The organism is Pseudomonas syringae (assembly GCF_021606685.1).
Taxonomy (GTDB): domain Bacteria; phylum Pseudomonadota; class Gammaproteobacteria; order Pseudomonadales; family Pseudomonadaceae; genus Aquipseudomonas; species Aquipseudomonas syringae_R.
In genome coordinates this window covers 18114-35750 of record NZ_WKCB01000020.1, presented here as the reverse complement: position 1 = coordinate 35750, position 17637 = coordinate 18114, and the positions used below count along the sequence as shown (strand labels likewise).

At 62.3% G+C, this 17637-nt stretch carries 11 protein-coding genes and 3 pseudogenes; 5 read left to right on the top strand and 9 right to left on the bottom strand.

Features of this window, described 5'->3' with window-relative positions; genetic code table 11:
- Positions 1–40: 40 nt before the first annotated feature.
- Positions 41–547 carry a GAF domain-containing protein gene (locus tag GIW02_RS10480; protein ID WP_236419387.1) on the bottom strand — a complete coding sequence of 169 codons (507 nt, stop codon included), beginning with the start codon at positions 545–547 and terminating at the stop codon, positions 41–43.
- A 50-nt stretch (positions 548–597) separates the two neighbouring features.
- The gene (proP, locus tag GIW02_RS10475) at positions 598–2100 is read right to left on the bottom strand and encodes a glycine betaine/L-proline transporter ProP (RefSeq protein WP_236421855.1); all 1503 of its coding nucleotides are present in this window, start codon (positions 2098–2100) and stop codon (positions 598–600) included.
- Between the two features lie 364 nt (positions 2101–2464).
- Here proP and GIW02_RS10470 point away from each other — a divergent pair, with 364 nt between their 5' ends.
- Positions 2465–2989: a GNAT family N-acetyltransferase gene (locus tag GIW02_RS10470; protein ID WP_236418586.1), complete on the top strand. Its 525-nt coding sequence runs from the start codon at positions 2465–2467 to the stop codon at positions 2987–2989.
- 143 nt (positions 2990–3132) lie between these two features.
- A complete protein-coding gene (locus tag GIW02_RS10465; RefSeq protein WP_236421854.1) occupies positions 3133–4536 on the top strand; it encodes an MFS transporter in 1404 nt (467 codons plus the stop codon).
- Here the strand turns inward: GIW02_RS10465 and GIW02_RS10460 are convergent.
- Positions 4523–4732, bottom strand: a pseudogene (locus tag GIW02_RS10460) (DMT family transporter); the annotation flags it as partial. The gene GIW02_RS10465 and the pseudogene GIW02_RS10460 overlap by 14 nt on opposite strands.
- A 39-nt stretch (positions 4733–4771) precedes the next feature.
- Between GIW02_RS10460 and GIW02_RS10455 the strand changes: the two are divergent.
- Positions 4772–5011, top strand: a pseudogene (locus tag GIW02_RS10455) (LysR family transcriptional regulator); the annotation flags it as partial.
- Between the two features lie 69 nt (positions 5012–5080).
- Here GIW02_RS10455 and GIW02_RS10450 read toward each other — a convergent pair.
- From GIW02_RS10450 to GIW02_RS10430, 6 genes and pseudogenes are all read right to left on the bottom strand, one after another.
- A complete protein-coding gene (locus tag GIW02_RS10450) occupies positions 5081–6373 on the bottom strand; it encodes a PQQ-dependent sugar dehydrogenase (RefSeq protein ID WP_236418584.1) in 1293 nt (430 codons plus the stop codon).
- Positions 6370–6795, bottom strand: a complete 426-nt coding sequence (locus tag GIW02_RS10445) for a DUF2231 domain-containing protein (RefSeq protein ID WP_236418583.1) — start codon at positions 6793–6795, stop codon at positions 6370–6372. Before GIW02_RS10445 ends, GIW02_RS10450 begins: the two co-directional genes overlap by 4 nt.
- Before the next feature lie 111 nt (positions 6796–6906).
- Positions 6907–7221, bottom strand: a complete 315-nt coding sequence (locus GIW02_RS10440; RefSeq protein ID WP_236418582.1) for a hypothetical protein — start codon at positions 7219–7221, stop codon at positions 6907–6909.
- Positions 7222–8070: 849 nt separating this feature from the next.
- Positions 8071–8775, bottom strand: a complete 705-nt coding sequence (locus tag GIW02_RS27245; RefSeq protein WP_456362085.1) for a methyl-accepting chemotaxis protein — start codon at positions 8773–8775, stop codon at positions 8071–8073.
- A 198-nt stretch (positions 8776–8973) separates the two neighbouring features.
- Positions 8974–9930, bottom strand: a pseudogene (locus GIW02_RS27240) (cache domain-containing protein); the annotation flags it as partial.
- A 230-nt stretch (positions 9931–10160) separates the two neighbouring features.
- Positions 10161–14147, bottom strand: a complete 3987-nt coding sequence (locus GIW02_RS10430) for a bifunctional nitrate reductase/sulfite reductase flavoprotein subunit alpha (RefSeq protein WP_236421853.1) — start codon at positions 14145–14147, stop codon at positions 10161–10163.
- A gap of 567 nt (positions 14148–14714) precedes the next feature.
- Here GIW02_RS10430 and nirB point away from each other — a divergent pair.
- Positions 14715–17258: a nitrite reductase large subunit NirB gene (gene nirB, locus GIW02_RS10425; protein ID WP_236419465.1), complete on the top strand. Its 2544-nt coding sequence runs from the start codon at positions 14715–14717 to the stop codon at positions 17256–17258.
- Positions 17258–17620 carry a nitrite reductase small subunit NirD gene (gene nirD, locus GIW02_RS10420; RefSeq protein ID WP_236419466.1) on the top strand — a complete coding sequence of 121 codons (363 nt, stop codon included), beginning with the start codon at positions 17258–17260 and terminating at the stop codon, positions 17618–17620. Before nirB ends, nirD begins: the two co-directional genes overlap by 1 nt.
- Positions 17621–17637 lie beyond the last annotated feature (17 nt).

Sequence of the window (17637 nt, the reverse complement as noted above, 5' to 3'; positions counted from 1 at the left end):
CTGCACCGCATCGTTGCTCGACCTGCAGGTGGAGCAACGATCACTGATCCGCGGCGGTTAAATTAGCGTAGAAGATGCACCCGATCAGGCGCGCAAACAGGCTGAGGGTTTCCGCCAGGTTGGGGTCGTCGAACAGCATGGCGCGTGAGTCCAGCGCACACAATGCGCCGAACAGGCGGCCGTCAGGGAGGAAGATCGGCGCACCGGCGTAGCTTTCGATTGCGTATTGCTTGACCACCGGGCGCGTGGCGAAGCGGCCGTTCTGGCTGACCTGCGGGATGAACAGGGTTTGGGGGTTGATGCAGAATTCACTGCACAAGGTGGTTTCGAGTTCGAGTACGTCATCGACATGAATACCCATGTCGGCGGTGTCGTGCACCGAGCAGACGACCCATTCCAGGTCGGCGAACTTGGCGATGCCGGCAAAGCGCATGCCGGTCAGGCGAGTGACCAGTTGCAGGATGCTGGTGGTGGCTTCGATTTCGGCGATGGCAGCGCGTTCGTCTGCGCTGAGTAGGGATTGGGCGGCGGTAACGCTTGGAAGCATGCGGAACACTCCAATGGCGTGGTGGCCGTGGCCACCACGCGCGGTCTGTCTTAATTAATCCGTGGGTGCTGCTGCACCAGATTCTGGCGCTTGGCCTCCAATGCTGCAATCTCGGCGTCGATGTCTTCGATTTTCTGCTCGATATTGTCGTGGTGTTCCTGCAGCAATTCCTTGGCCTCTTCCATGTCGGACGCCGCCGGCGCTGCACCGCGCAGGGGCTTGTTGGCGGTTTCCTTCATGGTCAGGCCGGTGATCAGGCCGATCACCGCAAAGACCATCAGGTAATAGGCGGGCATGAACAGGTCATTGGTACTTTCCACCAGCCAGGCCACGGCGGTCGGGGTGATACCGGCGATCAATACCGAGACGTTGAACGCACTCGCCAATGCACTGTAGCGCAGATGAGTGGGGAACATCGCGGGCAGCGTCGAGGCCATCACGCCGATGAAGAAGTTCAGGATTACGGCGAGGATCAGCAGGCCGGCGAAAATCAGCCCGGTTTTGCCGCTGGTAATCAGCATGAACGCCGGGATGGCCAGGAACAACAGGCCGATGCTGCCGGCGATGATGAAAGGCTTGCGGCCGATTTTATCGCTGACAAAACCAATGAACGGCTGCACGAACAGCATGCCGACCATAATCGCGATGATGATCAGCACGCCGCTGTTTTCAGAATAATGCAGGTTGTGCGACAGGTAGCTTGGCATGTACGTGAGCAGCATGTAGTAGGTCACGTTGGTGGCCGCGACGATACCGATGCAGGTCAGCAGGCTGCGCCAATGCTTGGTGGCGATTTCCTTGAACGACACTTTGGGGCCGTGGGTCAGGCCTTCGCGGTCACCCTTTTCAAGCGTGTCGACATGCTGTTGGAAGGCTGGCGTTTCTTCCAGCGCATGGCGCAGGTACAAGCCGATGATGCCCAGGGGCAGGGCGAGGAAGAACGGCAGGCGCCAGCCCCAGGACTCGAACTCCGCTTCGCCGAGCACGCTGGAGATCAATACCACCACGCCGGCACCGAGCACGAAACCGGCGATGGAGCCGAAGTCCAGCCAGCTGCCGAGGAAGCCGCGCTTGCGGTCCGGCGCGTATTCGGCGACAAAAATCGAAGCCCCGGTATATTCACCACCGACCGAGAAGCCCTGGGCCATCTTGCACAGCAGCAACAGAATCGGTGCCCAGATGCCAATGGAGGCATACCCGGGAATCAGGCCGATGGCAAAGGTGCTCAAGGACATGATCACGATGGTGGCGGCGAGGACTTTCTGTCGCCCGTACTTGTCGCCCAGCGCGCCGAAGAACAGGCCACCCAGCGGACGAATCAGGAACGGTACGGAGAAGGTGGCCAGTGCGGCGATCATTTGTACGCTGGGCGAGGCGTCGGGGAAGAACACTTTGCCGAGCACATAGGCGACAAACCCGTAAACGCCAAAGTCGAACCATTCCATGGCGTTGCCCAGTGCGGCGGCGGTGATCGCCTTGCGCATCTTGGCGTCGTCGACGATGGTGATGTCTTTCAAACCGATGGGTTTGACGCTTTTCTTACGTAATTTCATGCGGGCCACTCTAAAACTGAACAGGGGAGGTGCCATCGCTGCGATGGCACCGCTCTGTCAGTTCAGATACAACTGCACACGAAATAATTCACCGCTATTTGTGTTTTTTTGCAGGGGTAACGGATTTTTGTGCATAGCGGGCTTTTCTGGTGGATAAACACGCTGTATGTGGCGAGCGGGCTTGCCCGCGTTGGGCAGCGCAGCAGCCCCAATCCCTGCCACGAAGATTAACCTGACGTCACGCGGCGTTTTTTCTGGGGCCGCTTCGCAGCCCAACGCGGGCGAGCCCGCTCGCCACATGAGCCCGCACGGCACTGAAAGCGCTTCACAAAAAAGATAGGCACGGAAAAAAGGAGCCAATCGAATGTCCCCCTCACGCATGGTCTACCGCAAGCCGCAGCCCACGGATGTGCAGCGATTGTTCGCGATCTTCGGCGACCCACAGACCAACCTGTTCAATCCGGCTGGGCCGATGCCCAGTCTGGCCGCCGCCCAACGCCTGCTCGATCATTGGCTTGGGCAATGGGACAGCCTCGGTTATGGCTGGTGGGCCATTGCCCGCGCTGAGGCGCCGGAGCACATCATCGGGTTCGGCGGCATTGCGCCGCTCAACTACCTCACGCAGTGGCGCATCAACCTGGGTTACCGCTTTGCGCAGGAAGCCTGGGGGCAGGGCTATGCGACTGAGCTGAGCCGCGCGGCCTTGGCCCTGGCGTTTGACACCCTGGGGTTGCCCGAGGTGTTCGGTCTGGTGCGACCGGACCACGCCGCGTCGATCCGCGTGCTGGAGAAGGTCGGCATGCAGCCGTTCGGCGTGCTCGACGATGTGCCTGGCAAAGCACCGAGCCTTGTGCTGCGCATTTGTCGTCCTACAACTGAGTATTCCTGACACTTTTCGTAACCACGCAATAGCTGGACATACGGCAATTTTTGCGATTGACACCGGGCAGGCGTCTCGTTATAAAAGCTCGAGTTGTACGACGACATATGACGTTACATATGTCCTATCTAACAAAAATAAAAAGTGATGCCATGAACTTGATCGAGCCCATCAACGCCCAGCGCGTTGGCCAAGCGGTAGGCAATTATCGCTGGACCATCTGCGCGATGCTGTTTTTCGCGACTACCGTCAACTACCTCGACCGCCAGGTGCTCAGCCTGCTGGCGCCGCAGTTATCGACGCAATTTGGCTGGAGCAACACCGACTACGCCAACATTGCCGCCGTGTTTCAGTTTGTCTATGCGATTTCCATGCTGTTCGCCGGGCGCTTTGTCGACAAGATCGGCACCAAGGCGGCCTACGTCGTGGCGATTGGCATCTGGTCTACAGGCGCCATCATGCATGCGTTCTCGGTGCCGATGGGCGAGGGCATTGCCGCGGTGAGCGGGGCGATCGGGCTGGCGGTGATTCCGGTGTCGATTGCCGGCTTCATGCTGTCGCGCGCGGTGCTGGCGATTGGCGAGGCGGGTAACTTCCCGATTGCGATCAAGGCCACCGCCGAATATTTCCCCAAGAAAGAACGCTCCTTCGCCACCGGTATTTTCAACTCCGGCGCCAACGTGGGCGCGATCCTCGCGCCGATCTGCGTGCCATTGATTGCCGGGCTGTGGGGCTGGGAAGCGGCCTTTATGGTGATCGGCATGCTCGGCTTCGTGTGGGTGGCGGTGTGGGCCGCCGTCTATGAAAAACCCGAGCAGCAAAAGCGCCTGTCGGCCGAAGAACTGGCTTATATCCGCAGCGACCAGAGCGTACAGCCGTTCGCCCGCGCGGGAGCCGGCGTGGCGGAGAAGAAAGTCTCGTGGTTCAAGTTGCTGACCTACCGTCAAACCTGGGCCTTTGCCTTCGGCAAGTTCATGACCGACGGCGTGTGGTGGTTCTTCCTGTTCTGGCTGCCCACCTACCTGTCGGCACAATACGGCATGAAAGGCGCGGATATCGTCATGCCGCTGGCCGTGCTGTACAGCATGACCATGGTCGGCAGCATCGGCGGCGGCTGGTTCCCCAGCTACTTCATGGCGCGCGGCGATGCCCCCTATGACGGGCGCATGAAAGCCATGCTGGTGATCGCGCTGTTCCCGCTGGTGGTATTGCTCGCGCAGCCACTGGGCTACATCAGCTTCTGGGTGCCGGTGCTGCTGATCGGTGTGGGCGCCTCGGCGCACCAGGCGTGGTCGTGCAACATCTTTACCACCGTGTCCGACATGTTCCCGCAGAAAACCGTGGCCTCGGTGGTCGGCATCGGCGGTATGGCCGGCGGCATCGGCGGCGTGGTCATGACCAAGATCGGTGGCTGGGTGTTCGACTACTACAAGTCCATCAACGATATCCATACCGGCTACATGATCATGTTCGCGATCTGTGCCCTCGCGTACCTGGTGGCCTGGAGCGTGATGAAAGCGCTGGTGCCGCGCCACAAGGAAATCACTGACCTGTGAGGGCCGACCTGGCGGGTCGCGTGCCCGCCAGAATGATTCGAACTGCCATGACCACTCCGATCAGCACCGCACCAAGGCCAGCGGCTTCCATCAGTGTTGGCCAGCGCCCGTGAAACCACAGGCCGAGCAGGCTGGCGAAGAGTGATTCAAGGGCGATCAATTGGCCGCTCAAGACCATCGGCCGCACCTGTGTGCTACAAACGAGTTCTCGGCCCTGGATGCATAACCTCTGATTATGAATACGCTCGGCAAAACCTTACCGCCGCTTGCCAGTCTGTTGCCCTTCGAAGCGGCCGCGCGCCTGGGGAGTTTTTCCAAGGCTGCTGATGAGCTGCACATTACCCAGGCCGCCATCAGCCGGCAGATTCGAGGGATGGAAGACGATTTGGGTGTGAAGCTGTTCAGCCGGCGTAACCGTGCGGTGTATCTCACGCAAGAAGGGCGCGAGTGGGCGCAGGTGGTCGGCGCGGCGCTGCTGGATTGGTTGCAAGCGCAATTGCAACCTGAAAGCTGACAGGGGCGAAACCGCCCCTGTCATGTACGGCTATTGGTTACGCGTAACGCGCCACACGGTATTGGCCAGGTCATCGGCAATGATCAGTGCGCCTTTCGGGTCCACCGTCACGCCCACCGGGCGCCCGCGCGTCTTGCCGTCGTCACCGCGAAAGCCGGTGGCGAAGTCAATCGGCTCGCCGGATGGCTTGCCATTGCTGAAGGGCACAAAGATCACTTTGTAGCCCACCGGATTGTCGCGGTTCCAGCTGCCGTGCTCGCCGACGAATACGCCGTCGGCGAACTTCTCGCCCATGGCCGGGATGGAGAAGTCCACGCCCAGGGCCGCCACGTGGGAGCCGAGGCTGTAATCGGGCTTGATGGCCGAGGCAACCTTGGCCGGGTTCTGCGGTTGGGCGCGTGGGTCGACGTTCTGGCCCCAATAGCTATAGGGCCAGCCGTAGAAGGCGCCTTCACGCACCGAGGTCAGGTAGTCCGGCACCAGGTCGGGGCCCAGTTCATCGCGCTCGTTGACCACCGTCCACAACTGCCCGGAGTCAGGCTGGATAGTCAGCGCCGTGGGGTTACGCAGCCCCGTTGCATAGGGCTTGTGCGCACCGGTGGCGGCGTCGATCTGCCAGACCATGGCGCGGTCGATCTCCACTTCCATGCCGCGTTCGGTGACGTTGCTGTTGGAGCCGATGCCCACATACAACTGGCGTCCGTCGGCGCTCACCGCCAGGGATTTGGTCCAGTGGTGGTTGATCTGCGCGGGCAGGTCGGTGACCTTGGTCGGCGGGCCGCCGGCTTTGGTCTGGCCGTCGGCGTAATCGAAGCTCACCAATGCATCCTGGTTGGCCACGTAGAGCTTGCCGTTGGCGAACGCCAGGCCGTACGGTGCATTGAGGTTATCGGCAAACACGGTTTTAAGCTCGTAGGTGCCGTCGCCGTCGGCGTCGCGCAACAGGGTCAGGCGGTTGCCTCCTTTGACCTTGGTGTTGCCCTCGGCCTTGATCACGCTGGCGATCACATCCTTGGGCTTGAGCTTGGCGGCGCTGCCACCCCGGCCTTCGGCGATCAGGATGTCACCGTTGGGCAGCACCAGGGTCTGGCGCGGAATGGCCAGGTCGGTGGCGATGGCGGTGACGCTGAAACCTTCAGGAACCTTGGGTTTTTCTGCGCCCCAGGGGGTAGGCTCGGCGATCTTCATGCTCGGTAACAGGCTACTTTGTTGCTCCGGCAATTTAGGGTCGGGGCCACGGGCCTGGGTCTTGTCGCCTTCGGCGCCACAGCCGCTGAGTAACAGCGCTGCACTTAATAACGTCAGGGTAGGGAGTTTGTTCATCGTGCACCTCCCGAGCGCAGGTTGGTCAGGCCGGTCCATGTGGCCGCCAGCGCCAGTACGGTGACGATCACCGAAAGCACGAGGCCCGTCGGCATCATGGCGTAGGCATCCTTGGCATGCTGGAACGCGTTGATCAGCCCCAGCACCCAGGCTGCCAGCAGCAACAGGAAGTACGCAGCCGCACGCCCAGCCTTGTGTTCGGCCCGCAGCAGGTTGACCAGTGCGAACAACAACGCAAAACCACTGAACACCAACGCCCCGGCGATCAGCCAGGAAGCGAAGTTGGCCCATTGGATCTGGTAGGTCTGGCCGTAGGCAATGTCACTGAGCAACGCGCCGAGAAACAGCGGGACGCTGCCGGCCAGCAAGGTCGCGTGAAGCGGCCCGGGCCTTGTGGCGTAGTAGGTGGGGAGGGTAGTCATGAGGGTGGCGGCTCCTTATCGTTCAGCGCTCCTGCCGTCAGGAACACAGTGGCTATGCGTAGTACTAGGCATAGGAAAGGAACGCGGCGTTTGCCAGAAAGTTCACCTGGGTTACGTGTCGGGATGTGTTTCAAACCATGACGCATACGGCGTGTTGGCGACCTGACGGCGATTGAAATCCGGGCTGCCATCGCTCCACCACACGGGCCCGCGTTCGCCCAATGCCACCTTGGCGTGGTGCACCCGTTGGCGGGCGGCCTTCAGCTGTTGCGCATCGTTTGCGGCTTTGGCCGCCTTGACGGCGCGGCGGGCGTCCATCAGGTCGTTGACCCAGCGCTGCCGGGTCGCCTCGTCCAACGCCGGGTTGGTGCACCGCCAAAGTTGGCCGTTGACCACAAAGTAGCGCCCATCCGGGGTGCTAAGCATGGTGCCAGCGCAGCACCCGCAGCAGGCCCCACATCATTGAAAGCCCTATGGCTATCCAACCGGCAAACAGGCTAAAGAGTGTCATTGCAAGGTTCATCACAACCTCCATTGCGTTGTCGTCTCGCTGTTGTCCTTATAAGTGACCCTGCTGCAAAAGCAGGAATTCAACTTAAATTGACAAAAAATGCACAGCGATGCTTCGACAGCAAGGGCTCGCAAGTCACCAAGGTCAATATCGGCAGCCGCCGACAGGTACCGGTTGCCGAAATTGCATCAGCAGGCACTGCCTAAATCCCACCAGCACCGCAGATCCCCTGTGGGAGCTGTCGAGCTTTAGCGAGGCTGCGAAAGCGGTGTGTCAGGCGATAAAAATATCGGCAGTGCCGCCGCCTTCGCAGCCTCGCCTGGGCTCGACAGCTCCCACAGTTGATCCGGGTCAGGGCCGAAATTGCATCAGCAGGTACAGCCTGAATCCCACCAGCACCGCTGATCCCCTGTGGGAGCTGTCGAGCTTTAGCGAGGCTGCGAAAGCGGTGTGTCAGGCGACAAAAATACCGGCAGTGCCGCCGCCTTCGCAGCCTCGCCGGGGCTCGACAGCTCCCACAGTTGATTCGGGTGATGGCCGAAACTGCATCAGCAGGTACAGCCTGAATCCCAGCAGCACCGCAGATTCCCTGTGGGAGCTGTCGAGCTTTAGCGAGGCTGCGAAAGCGGTGTGTCAGGCGACAAAAATACTGGCAGTGCCGCCGCCTTCGCAGCCTCGCTAGGGCTCGACAGCTCCCACAGTGATTCGGGTCAGGGCCGAAACTGCATCAACAGTTGAAGCCTAAATCCCAGCAGTACCCTAGATCACGACTTGAAGCGTCCTACCAAGCCATTCAACTCATCCGACAAATTCGACAGCCTTCCCGAGTCGTCCTGTGCCGAGTTGGCCAGGCTCTCCACCAGGCGTGCTTCGTCGTAGATCTGCTGGATGTGCCGGTTGATCTCTTCGGCCACGCTGTGTTGTTCCTCGGCGGCGGCGGAGATCTGCAGGTTCTGGTCGCGGATCTCGTTGACCGACAACTGGATGCCTTCAAAGCTGTCCCGTGCGCTTTCGATGGACGACACACTGGCCCGTGACAGGTCCAGGCAGCTGCTCATTTTCTGCGTGACTTCCTCGGTCTTGCTGCCCAGGGTGCCGAGCAGTTGTTCGATCTCGCCGGTGGAGTCAGAAGTGCGCTTGGCCAGCGCGCGTACCTCGTCGGCGACCACCGCAAAACCACGGCCCTGGTCGCCCGCGCGGGCGGCCTCGATAGCCGCGTTAAGGGCCAGCAGGTTGGTTTGTTCGGCAATCGCGCGGATGGTGCCAAGGATCTGGTTGATGCTGCGGCTACCGGCTTCCAGCTCGACCATGGCCTGGGACGATTCACTCAAACGGCGGCCCAGGCGATTGACGTTATCGGTGGTCACTTCGATCTGTTGCTTGCCCTCGGCCACGCGACGATGGCCGTTCTCGGCGGATTCGGCCGCGCCGCTGCAGGAGCGTGCAACTTCGTTGGCAGTGGCGACCATCTCGTTGAAGGCAGTGGACACCAACTCCACCGCCTCGCGCTGACGCCCGGCGGCCTCGTTCATGTTGTGCGCCACTTCGCTGTTGACCTTCGAGGCGTTCTGCAAGTTGGTCGAGGCGGCGCCGATATGCTGGATCAGTTGGCGGATCGCCGCGAGGAACTTGTTGAACCAGCCGGCCAGTTCGGCGGTTTCATCCTTGCCCTGCACCTGCAGTTCGTGACGCAGATCGCCTTCGCCCTGGGCAATGGACTGCAAGCCGGTGCTGACCTGGCCGATAGGCTTGACGATGACCTTGGAAAACGCCGCCGCGATCAAGCCGAAAATCAGCACCAACACCGCCACGATAATTGCGGTCAGGTAGGTCATGCGGGTGGCCTCGGCCATCACTTCGCGGTGCTCGATCAGCCCCACATAGCGCCAGCCCAGGCCGGGCGAGGTCCAGATATTGGCCATGTAGCGCACGCCGTCGATTTCCACCTCGGTGGAGCCCTGAGTGGTTTCGGCCAGCTTCGCGTACGGTGCGCCCAGGTCCTTGAGCGGTTTGAAGTTGTGGGCGGCGTCGCGCGGGTCCACCAGCACCACGCCGTCTTCGATCAGCATCACGTAGCCGCTTTCGCCCAGCTTGATGCTCTTGACCAGTTCGGTGAGGTTCTTGAGTGACACGCTGACCACGAACACGCCCTTGGCTTTACCGGCGTTGTCCAGCAACGCCCGCGCGGTGCCCACAAGCGCTACGTCGTCTTTGTCATAGTAGTAAGCCGGGGTGCGCACGGTCTTGCCCGGGCTGGCCATCGCCGCCTTGTACCAGGGCCGCTGGCGCGGGTCGTACTTGGACAGCTGTGGGTCATCGGGCCATTTGGCGTAGGTGCCGTCTTCAAGGCCGATGGACAGGATCGCCGCTGCCGGGTGCGTAGCGCCAAACCGCGCGAAGCGCTCGATCACGCTTTGCGCCTCTGCCGGCAGCGGTTGGCTGGCGGCGTCGGCGGGCTGGTAGTTCTTCAGCGTGCTGATCGATGTGTATACAGGATCGGTGGCCATCTGATCGACGTTCTGCAGGGTGCCGTCGAAGAACTGGCGAATGTTGCCATCAATCTGGCGGATTTCGCGGGTGCTGCCGTCGATAAACTGGTCGACCGCCTGGGTCCGCGTATTCATCACAGAGATCACGGCCACCAGGCTCACCGGAATAAACGCGACAGAGACAAAAGCCAGAACAAGTTTATTTTTTATTTTCATCGAGACGACCATCAGCGTGGAGGGCGGCCAAACCGTCGCGTCTCGGATAAAAGGCGCGGCGATTTGCTATCACCGCTGTTTCGGCCCCGCATCGGCAAACCTTTAGGGTTTTTTGTACACAATACAATTGGCGATTGTTCTGTATCCAATCAGTACACATCACGCAGATAACGCTTTTGCTCGCTCAGTTGGCGCCAGTAGTCCACGGCCCCCTCAACGTCCAGTCCGCCATGGGTGTGCGCCACTTCGCGCAAGGCCAGGTCGACGTCTTTGGCCATCTGGCTGGCATCCCCGCAGATGTACAGCTTGGCGCCGTCCTGCAGCCAGCGCCACAGCTCGGCGCCGTGTTCGCGCAGGCGGTCCTGCACGTAGATCTTCTGGGCCTGGTCGCGCGAAAACGCCAGGCTCAGGTGGGTGAGCAACCCGTCGCGTTGCATGCCTTGCAGTTCGTCCTGGTAATAGAAGTCGCTGGCGGCGTGTTGCTCGCCAAAAAACAACCAGTTGCTGCCCTGATGCCCCTGGGCCCGGCGCTCTTGCAAAAAAGCCCGAAAGGGCGCCACCCCCGTGCCGGGGCCGATCATGATCATCGGCACGTTACCGTCGGTGGGCGTACGAAAGTGTTTGGATGGCTGCACGAACACCGGCACCTCGCCGTCGCCGACACGGTCGGCCAGGAAGGTCGAGGACACGCCCTTGCGCTTGCCATACCGCACGGCCGCCACGGTCAGGTGCACTTCCTGCGGATGGGCCTTGGCGCTGGAGGCAATCGAGTACAGGCGCGGTTGCAGGCGCTTGAGGGTGCCGAGCAGCTCGTCCGCCGAGCACTCGATGGGGTATTCCTGCAGCACATCCACCAGTTGCCGGCCCCATAGCCAGTCTTTGAGTTCGGCCTTGTGCTCGGGCCTCAGCAGTTGCTCAAGCCCAGCGTTGGCGCTGCGCTCGGCGATAAAGGCGAGCGTTTCGCTGCTGGGACGGGCGATTTCGAAGTGCTGGGTGAGTGCCTGTTGCAGCGGCACATCACCAAAGGTGTCGATATTCACCGAGGTGCTGGCGCCCAGGCGGGTCAGGTCAAGCAGTTCGCTCACCAGTTCGGGGCAGTTACGCGGCCGAACGCCGAGGGCATCGCCGGCTTCATAGGTCAGGCCGGAGTCGGCCAGGTCGAGGGCAAACTGGCGGGTTTCCTTGTGCGCGCTGTGCGGGTTCAGGTGCCGATTGAGCAGCAGCCGTGAGCCATGCAGCTTGGTTTTGCCGGCGGGGGTGGCGAGGGTGACGGGCTTTGTCGGGTTCAGCGTCTGTTGAAACTTTGCCAGCCAGGCGTCGGCGCGTTCTTCGAATTCGGTGTCGCAGTCGACGCGTTCCAGCAGGCGGGTGGCGCCCAGTTCCAGCAGGCGCTGGTCGAGCTGCTTGCCATGGTGGCAGAACTGGTCGTAATTCGGATCGCCCAGCGCCAGCACGGCGAAGCGCAGTGATTCCAGGCGCGTCTCGGCGCTGCTGAGGCTGTGCCAGAAACTTTCGCCGTTGTCCGGCGGGTCGCCGTCGCCAAAGGTGCTGCTGATCAGCGCCAGGTTCTGGGTGCTCGCCAATTTGCTCGGCGCAAAGTCGGCCATGGCGCTTAGCTCTACGCTGATACCGGCGTCGCGCAGGCGCTGGGCGAACCGCTCGGCAAGGGTTTCGGCGTTACCGGTCTGCGAGGCCCATAACAGGGTGACTGTCGGGGAGGGCGGCGCGGCCATTTGCGCAGCTACGGGCGTGGTTTCTGCGCGGCTGAACAACCCGCCGAGCAAACCGTCCAGCCACAACCGCGATTCCCTGGCCAGCGGCGCGTTCGCCGGCATCACCGGTACGCCGCCCGCCTGGCGCCCGGCAGTCGATTGCAGGCCGCTGAGGAAGCCCGCGAGGTAGGTGCGTTCACTGTCGCTCAAGTGCGGCGTCGGCAGGTTACGGATGCCGGTGATCTCGGCGAAGGCGTCGAGGCGCGACATGGCAGGCTCCTCTGTGGAAGGGGAAAGGAACGCGTGGTCGATCAGCTCGACCCGCGCCAGGGCAACGGCGCAGAACTTGAACTCGGGCTGCAGCGAAATCGGGTCGACGGCATCGTTGGTCACGGCGTTGATCGCCAGGTGTTCGCCGAACACATCGTTCCAGTGGAAGGGGGCAAAGCAGTCGCCCGGCCGCACCCGGTCGGTGATCACGGCAGGCAGCACCGCGCGGCCACGCTGGGAGCGCACTTCCACCGAGTCTTTGGCCTTGATGCCCAGGCGCACGGCATCCTCGGGATGGATCTCCACAAAGGGGCCGGGGTTGAGTTTGTTCAGGGTGGCGACCTTGCCGGTCTTGGTCAGCGTGTGCCACTGGTGCTGCAAGCGGCCGGTGTTGAGCACGAAGGGGAAGGCGTCGTCGGGCAGCTCTGCCGGCGGCATGTGCGGGCGCGCGAAGAACTGGCCTTTGCCGCTTTCGGTGGCGAACCTGAGCGTGCCCTCGGTGCGGTAGCGAATCGGGTTGCGGTCTGCCGCCGTGCTGGATGCGCAGGGCCATTGCAGTGGTTGTTCACGCAGCCGCGCGTAGCTGGCGCCCCGCATGTCGTAGCCGGTCTTGGGATTCCAGGCGCGTTTGATCTCCTCAAACACCTCGGCGGCGCAGGCATAGGTGAACGCCTCGGCAAAGCCCATTTCGCAGGCGACCCTGGCGATGATCTGCCAGTCAGGCAGGGTGTCGCCGGGCGCTTGCACGGCCTTTTGCATCAGGGTCAGGTTGCGTTCGGAGTTGATCATCACCCCTTCGGCCTCGGCCCACAGCGCGCCGGGCAGGAGAATATCGGCGTAGCGGTTGGTTTCGGTGTCGAGGAAGGCGTCCTGGGTGATCACCAACTCGGCGGTTTGCAGGCCGTCGAGTACGGTCTGGCGATTGGGCACGCTGGCCACCGGGTTGGTGCAGATGATCCAGCATGCCTTGATCTGCCCGGCGGCCATCTGCTCGAACATCGCCACGGTGCCGCCGCCGGCCTGGCGCGGCAGGCTGCCCTCGGGGAGGTGCCAGAGGTCTTCGATAAACGCCCGGTCGGCCTCGACCAGTACCGAGCGTTGGCCCGGCAGGCCAGGGCCCATGTAGCCCATCTCGCGACCGCCCATGGCATTGGGCTGGCCGGTCAGGGAAAACGGCCCGCTGCCGGGGCGGCAGATCGCGCCGGTGGCCAGGTGCAGGTTGCACAGCGCGTTGGTGTTCCAGGTGCCGTGGGTACTCTGGTTGAGGCCCATGGTCCAGCAGCTCATCCACTCGGCGGCCTGGCCGATCCAGTCGGCGGCTTGCTCTATATCGGCTTGGGCAAGGCCGGTGATCTCGGCGACGACGTGCGGCGGGTAGTCTTCAAGAAACTCCGGCATGGCCTCCCAGCCTTGGGTAAATGCGGCAATGAAGGCCGGGTCGGTGTGGCCGTTTTTCACCAGCAGGTGCAGCAGCCCATTGAGCAGCGCGAGGTCGGTGCCCGGTTTGATCGGCAGGTACAGGTTGGCCTTATCAGCCGTGGCGCTGCGCCGTGGGTCGACCACGATCAACCGGGCGCCGGCCTTGACGCGGTCCATCATGCGCAGAAACAGAATCGGGTGACAGTCGGCCATATTGGCGCCGATCACGAAGAACAGGTCGGCGCGGTCGAAGTCCTCGTAGGACCCGGGCGGGCCGTCGGCGCCGAGGGAGAGCTTGTAGCCGCTGCCGGCACTGGCCATGCACAGGCGCGAGTTGGATTCGATGTTAGGCGTGCGCACAAAGCCCTTGGCCAACTTGTTGACCAGGTATTGGGCTTCCAGCGACATCTGCCCGGACACGTAGAATGCCAGCGCGTCGGGGCCATCGCGGTCGAGGATGTGGCGCAGGCGCGTGGCGGTTTCGCTGATGGCCTTGTCCATGGCGATGCGTACCGGGTCGTGGTCGCGCTTCTCCCGCAGGTAGGCGTTTTCCATGCGGCCGGACTCGGCGATGGCTTGCCCGCAGGTGGTGCCCTTGGTGCACAGCCGGCCAAAGTTGGTGGGGTGGGCCTTGTCGCCGATCACCTTGACCACGCGGTTGTTCTCGACCTGCATGACGATGCCGCAGCCCACACCACAATAGGGGCACACACTGCGTACGCTTTGGTTTGCCATCCGTAACCCTCGAATCTTTTTTGCCGCCAACAAAAAAGCGCCTTGCACCCCTCCGTTGAAAACGGGGGCTGCACGGCGCCTTTGTCGTGAATGGGCAATCAGCGTTGACTGCTTGGTAGCTGTCTTCCTAGCAAGTCACGCGCCAGCTTTGGCATGGCCTGTGTGATGGGCGCGCTTGAGGTGGCGAGGGCGCTTGCTGCCGTTGGGCTGCGCAGCGGCTGCACAATCCTGGGAACGCTGCGCACTCCAACGCGAGCAAGCTCGCTCGCCACAGGTGGGGGTGCACTTTTATAAGGCGCGGCGCACCAGTTGGAGGCGCAGTTGAGCGGGCTGGAGACTGCTGGATCCCGCAATTACGGGCTGCCTACGGATTGGCACGCCGCCTGCAAGTCTACCTTCAACCCACCTCGGTCAACGACGATCGACACCAGGGGCAATAGCGGTAGATCCGGCGCAGTCGCCGAACCGATCCCGCAATAAGAACAGGCAAAGACGCCTGGAACCGCAAGGTTTCAGGCGTTTTTTTTTGCTTTTCAAAACCGTGATAAGCATTGTCGGGTGATTGATATGAATACACAGATGAAAACCCTGATCGTCGTTGGCAATGGCATGGTCGGTCACCATTGCGTAGAGCAACTGATCGAGCGCGGCGCGCTGCAGCATTACCAACTGCATGTGTTCAGCGAAGAACCGATGCGTGCCTATGACCGCGTGCATCTGTCCGAGTACTTCACCGGCCGCGATGCCGAGTCGCTGGCGTTGTCGGAGGCGGCGTTGTACCAGACGCCAGGCGTGACCTTGCACCTGGGCGTACCGGTGCTGGAGATCGACCGCGCACGCCGTGAGGTGATTACCGCCAATGGCTGCGTGGCGTATGACACGCTGGTACTGGCCACGGGGTCTTACCCTTTCGTGCCACCGATCGAAGGCGCCGCGGGCGATTCGCGGTTGGTGTATCGCACCTTGCAAGACCTTGATGCGATCCGCGCGGCGGCCGCCAATGCCCGCCGTGGCGTGGTCGTCGGTGGCGGCCTGCTGGGCCTGGAAGCGGCTAACGCGCTGAAAAGCCTCGGCCTGGAAGCGCATGTGGTGGAATTTGCACCGCGCCTGATGCCGGTGCAGTTGGATGATTTCGGAGGGCTGGCGCTCAAGGCGCAGATCGAGCGACTGGGGGTCGGCGTGCATTTGTCGCGTGCCACCCAGTCGATCAGTGCGGGCGAGCACTACCGCTATCGGATGAACTTTGCCAATGACGAATTCCTTGAAACCGACCTGATCGTGTTCTCCGCCGGTATCCGCGCGCAGGATGCCCTGGCGCGCCAGGCCGGCCTGGAGATCGGCCCGCGTGGCGGGGTGGTGATCAACGATGAATGCTTGAGCTGCGACCCGCATATCTACGCGATTGGCGAGTGCGCGTCGTGGAATGGCAGCCTGTTCGGCCTGGTCGCGCCCGGTTACCAGATGGCCCGGGGCGTGGCGGCGCTGTTGTGCGAACAGGCCGCCGAGCCCTTTATCGGCGCCGACATGTCGACCAAGCTCAAGCTGCTGGGCGTGGACGTGGGCTCCATCGGCGATGCCCACGCCCACACGCCTGGCGCGCGCAGCTACCAGTTCATCGACGAGGCCAGCGCCAGCTATCGGCGCCTAGTGGTGGACGCGAGTGGCAAGCACGTGATCGGCGCGGTGCTGGTCGGCGACAACAGCTACTACGACACCTTGCTGCAATACATGCAAAACAGCATCACGCTGCCGGCGGAACCGGCGAGCCTGATCCTGCCGTCGTCCGCCGGCGCCCCGACCCTGGGCCCAGGCGCGCTGCCCGAGTCGGCCACCGTGTGCTCGTGCCATAACGTGACCAAAGGCGCGATCTGCTCGGCCATCGACGGGGGTTGCAGCGACCTCGGCCTGCTCAAATCCCAGACCAAGGCCTGCACCGGCTGCGGCGGTTGCGCCGGGTTGCTCAAGCAGGTATTCGAGCATGAGCTGATCGCGCGTGGCGTCAGCGTCGACAAGAGCCTGTGCGAACACTTTGCCTACACCCGCCAGGAGCTGTATGCCTTGGTGCGCGTGGAAGGGGTGATCACCTTCGAAGAACTGTTGGCCAAGCACGGCCGTGGCCACACCGGTTGCGATGTGTGCAAGCCGGCAGTGGGTTCGATCCTGGCCTCGTGCTGGAACCAGCCGATCATGGACGCCTCCCTGGTGCCGCTGCAGGACACCAACGATACGTTCATGGCCAATATGCAAAAGAACGGCACCTACTCGGTGGTACCGCGCATTCCGGGTGGGGAGATCACCGCCGACAAGCTGATTGTGATCGGCGAAGTGGCGAAGAAATACGACCTCTATACCAAGATCACCGGCGGCCAGCGCATCGACCTGTTTGGCGCGCAGCTGCACGAGCTGCCGGATATCTGGGCCGAGCTGATCGCCGCCGGCTTCGAAACCGGGCACGCCTACGGCAAGTCGACGCGCACGGTGAAGTCCTGCGTGGGCAGCACCTGGTGCCGCTACGGCGTGCAGGACAGCGTGAAAATGGCGCTGTTGATCGAGGACCGCTACAAGGGCCTGCGCTCGCCGCACAAGCTCAAGTTTGCGGTGTCCGGCTGCACCCGTGAGTGCGCCGAAGCGCAAAGCAAGGACGTCGGCGTGATCGCCACCGAGAAGGGCTGGAACCTCTACATCGCCGGCAACGGCGGCATGCGCCCTCGCCATGCGGAGCTGTTCGCCACCGACCTGGATGACGCCACGCTGATCCAGTACATCGACCGCTTCCTGATGTTCTACATCCGCACCGCCGACAAACTGCAACGCACCTCGGTCTGGCGTGAAAGCCTGGAGGGCGGTCTGGATTTCCTCAAGGACGTGATCCTGCACGACAGCCTCGGCCTGGGCGCCGAACTCGAAGCGCAGATGCAACTGGTGGTGGACCGCTACGAATGCGAGTGGGCCAACGCCCTCAAGGACCCGGAAAAACTCAAGCGCTTCCGCACCTTCGTCAATGACAAACGCCCGGACCCGGATATCCACTTTGTCCAGGAGCGCGGCCAGCGTCGGCCGATCATGGCCGCCGAACTCAACCTGATTCCCGTGATCGAGGAGATTGCCTGATGAGCCAGCCCAACCTTCAACCCAACCTCGCCCGTTGGAAAGGCGTGTGCAGCGAGCAAGACCTGGTAAGCAACTCCGGGGTGGTGGTGTGGCTGGACGGCGCGCAAGTGGCGCTGTTCTACCTTCCCGGTGCGCAGGAGCAGACGCTGTTCGCTATCGACAACCATGACCCGGAATCCGGCGCGAATGTGATCGGCCGTGGTTTGGTGGGCAGTATCAAGGGCGACCTGGTGGTGGCCGCGCCGATCTACAAGCAGCATTACCGCTTGCAGGATGGCCAGTGCCTGGAGGCGCCAACCCAGCGGTTGCGGGTATGGCCGGTGCGGCTGAACGCAGGCGTGGTGGAACTCGGCCTGGACTGAGCGCTGAGTGGGATTCA

Excerpts from the sequence above, each read along its gene's own strand:
- GIW02_RS10480 (WP_236419387.1), bottom strand. The coding sequence starts at position 547 with ATGCTTCCAAGCGTTACCGCCGCCCAATCCCTACTCAGCGCAGACGAA.
- proP (WP_236421855.1), bottom strand. The coding sequence starts at position 2,100 with ATGAAATTACGTAAGAAAAGCGTCAAACCCATCGGTTTGAAAGACATC.
- GIW02_RS10470 (WP_236418586.1), top strand. The coding sequence starts at position 2,465 with ATGTCCCCCTCACGCATGGTCTACCGCAAGCCGCAGCCCACGGATGTG.
- GIW02_RS10465 (WP_236421854.1), top strand. The coding sequence starts at position 3,133 with ATGAACTTGATCGAGCCCATCAACGCCCAGCGCGTTGGCCAAGCGGTA.
- GIW02_RS10450 (WP_236418584.1), bottom strand. The coding sequence starts at position 6,373 with ATGAACAAACTCCCTACCCTGACGTTATTAAGTGCAGCGCTGTTACTC.
- GIW02_RS10445 (WP_236418583.1), bottom strand. The coding sequence starts at position 6,795 with ATGACTACCCTCCCCACCTACTACGCCACAAGGCCCGGGCCGCTTCAC.
- GIW02_RS10440 (WP_236418582.1), bottom strand. The coding sequence starts at position 7,221 with ATGCTTAGCACCCCGGATGGGCGCTACTTTGTGGTCAACGGCCAACTT.
- GIW02_RS27245 (WP_456362085.1), bottom strand. The coding sequence starts at position 8,775 with ATGGTCGCCACTGCCAACGAAGTTGCACGCTCCTGCAGCGGCGCGGCC.
- GIW02_RS10430 (WP_236421853.1), bottom strand. The coding sequence starts at position 14,147 with ATGGCAAACCAAAGCGTACGCAGTGTGTGCCCCTATTGTGGTGTGGGC.
- nirB (WP_236419465.1), top strand. The coding sequence starts at position 14,715 with ATGAATACACAGATGAAAACCCTGATCGTCGTTGGCAATGGCATGGTC.
- nirD (WP_236419466.1), top strand. The coding sequence starts at position 17,258 with ATGAGCCAGCCCAACCTTCAACCCAACCTCGCCCGTTGGAAAGGCGTG.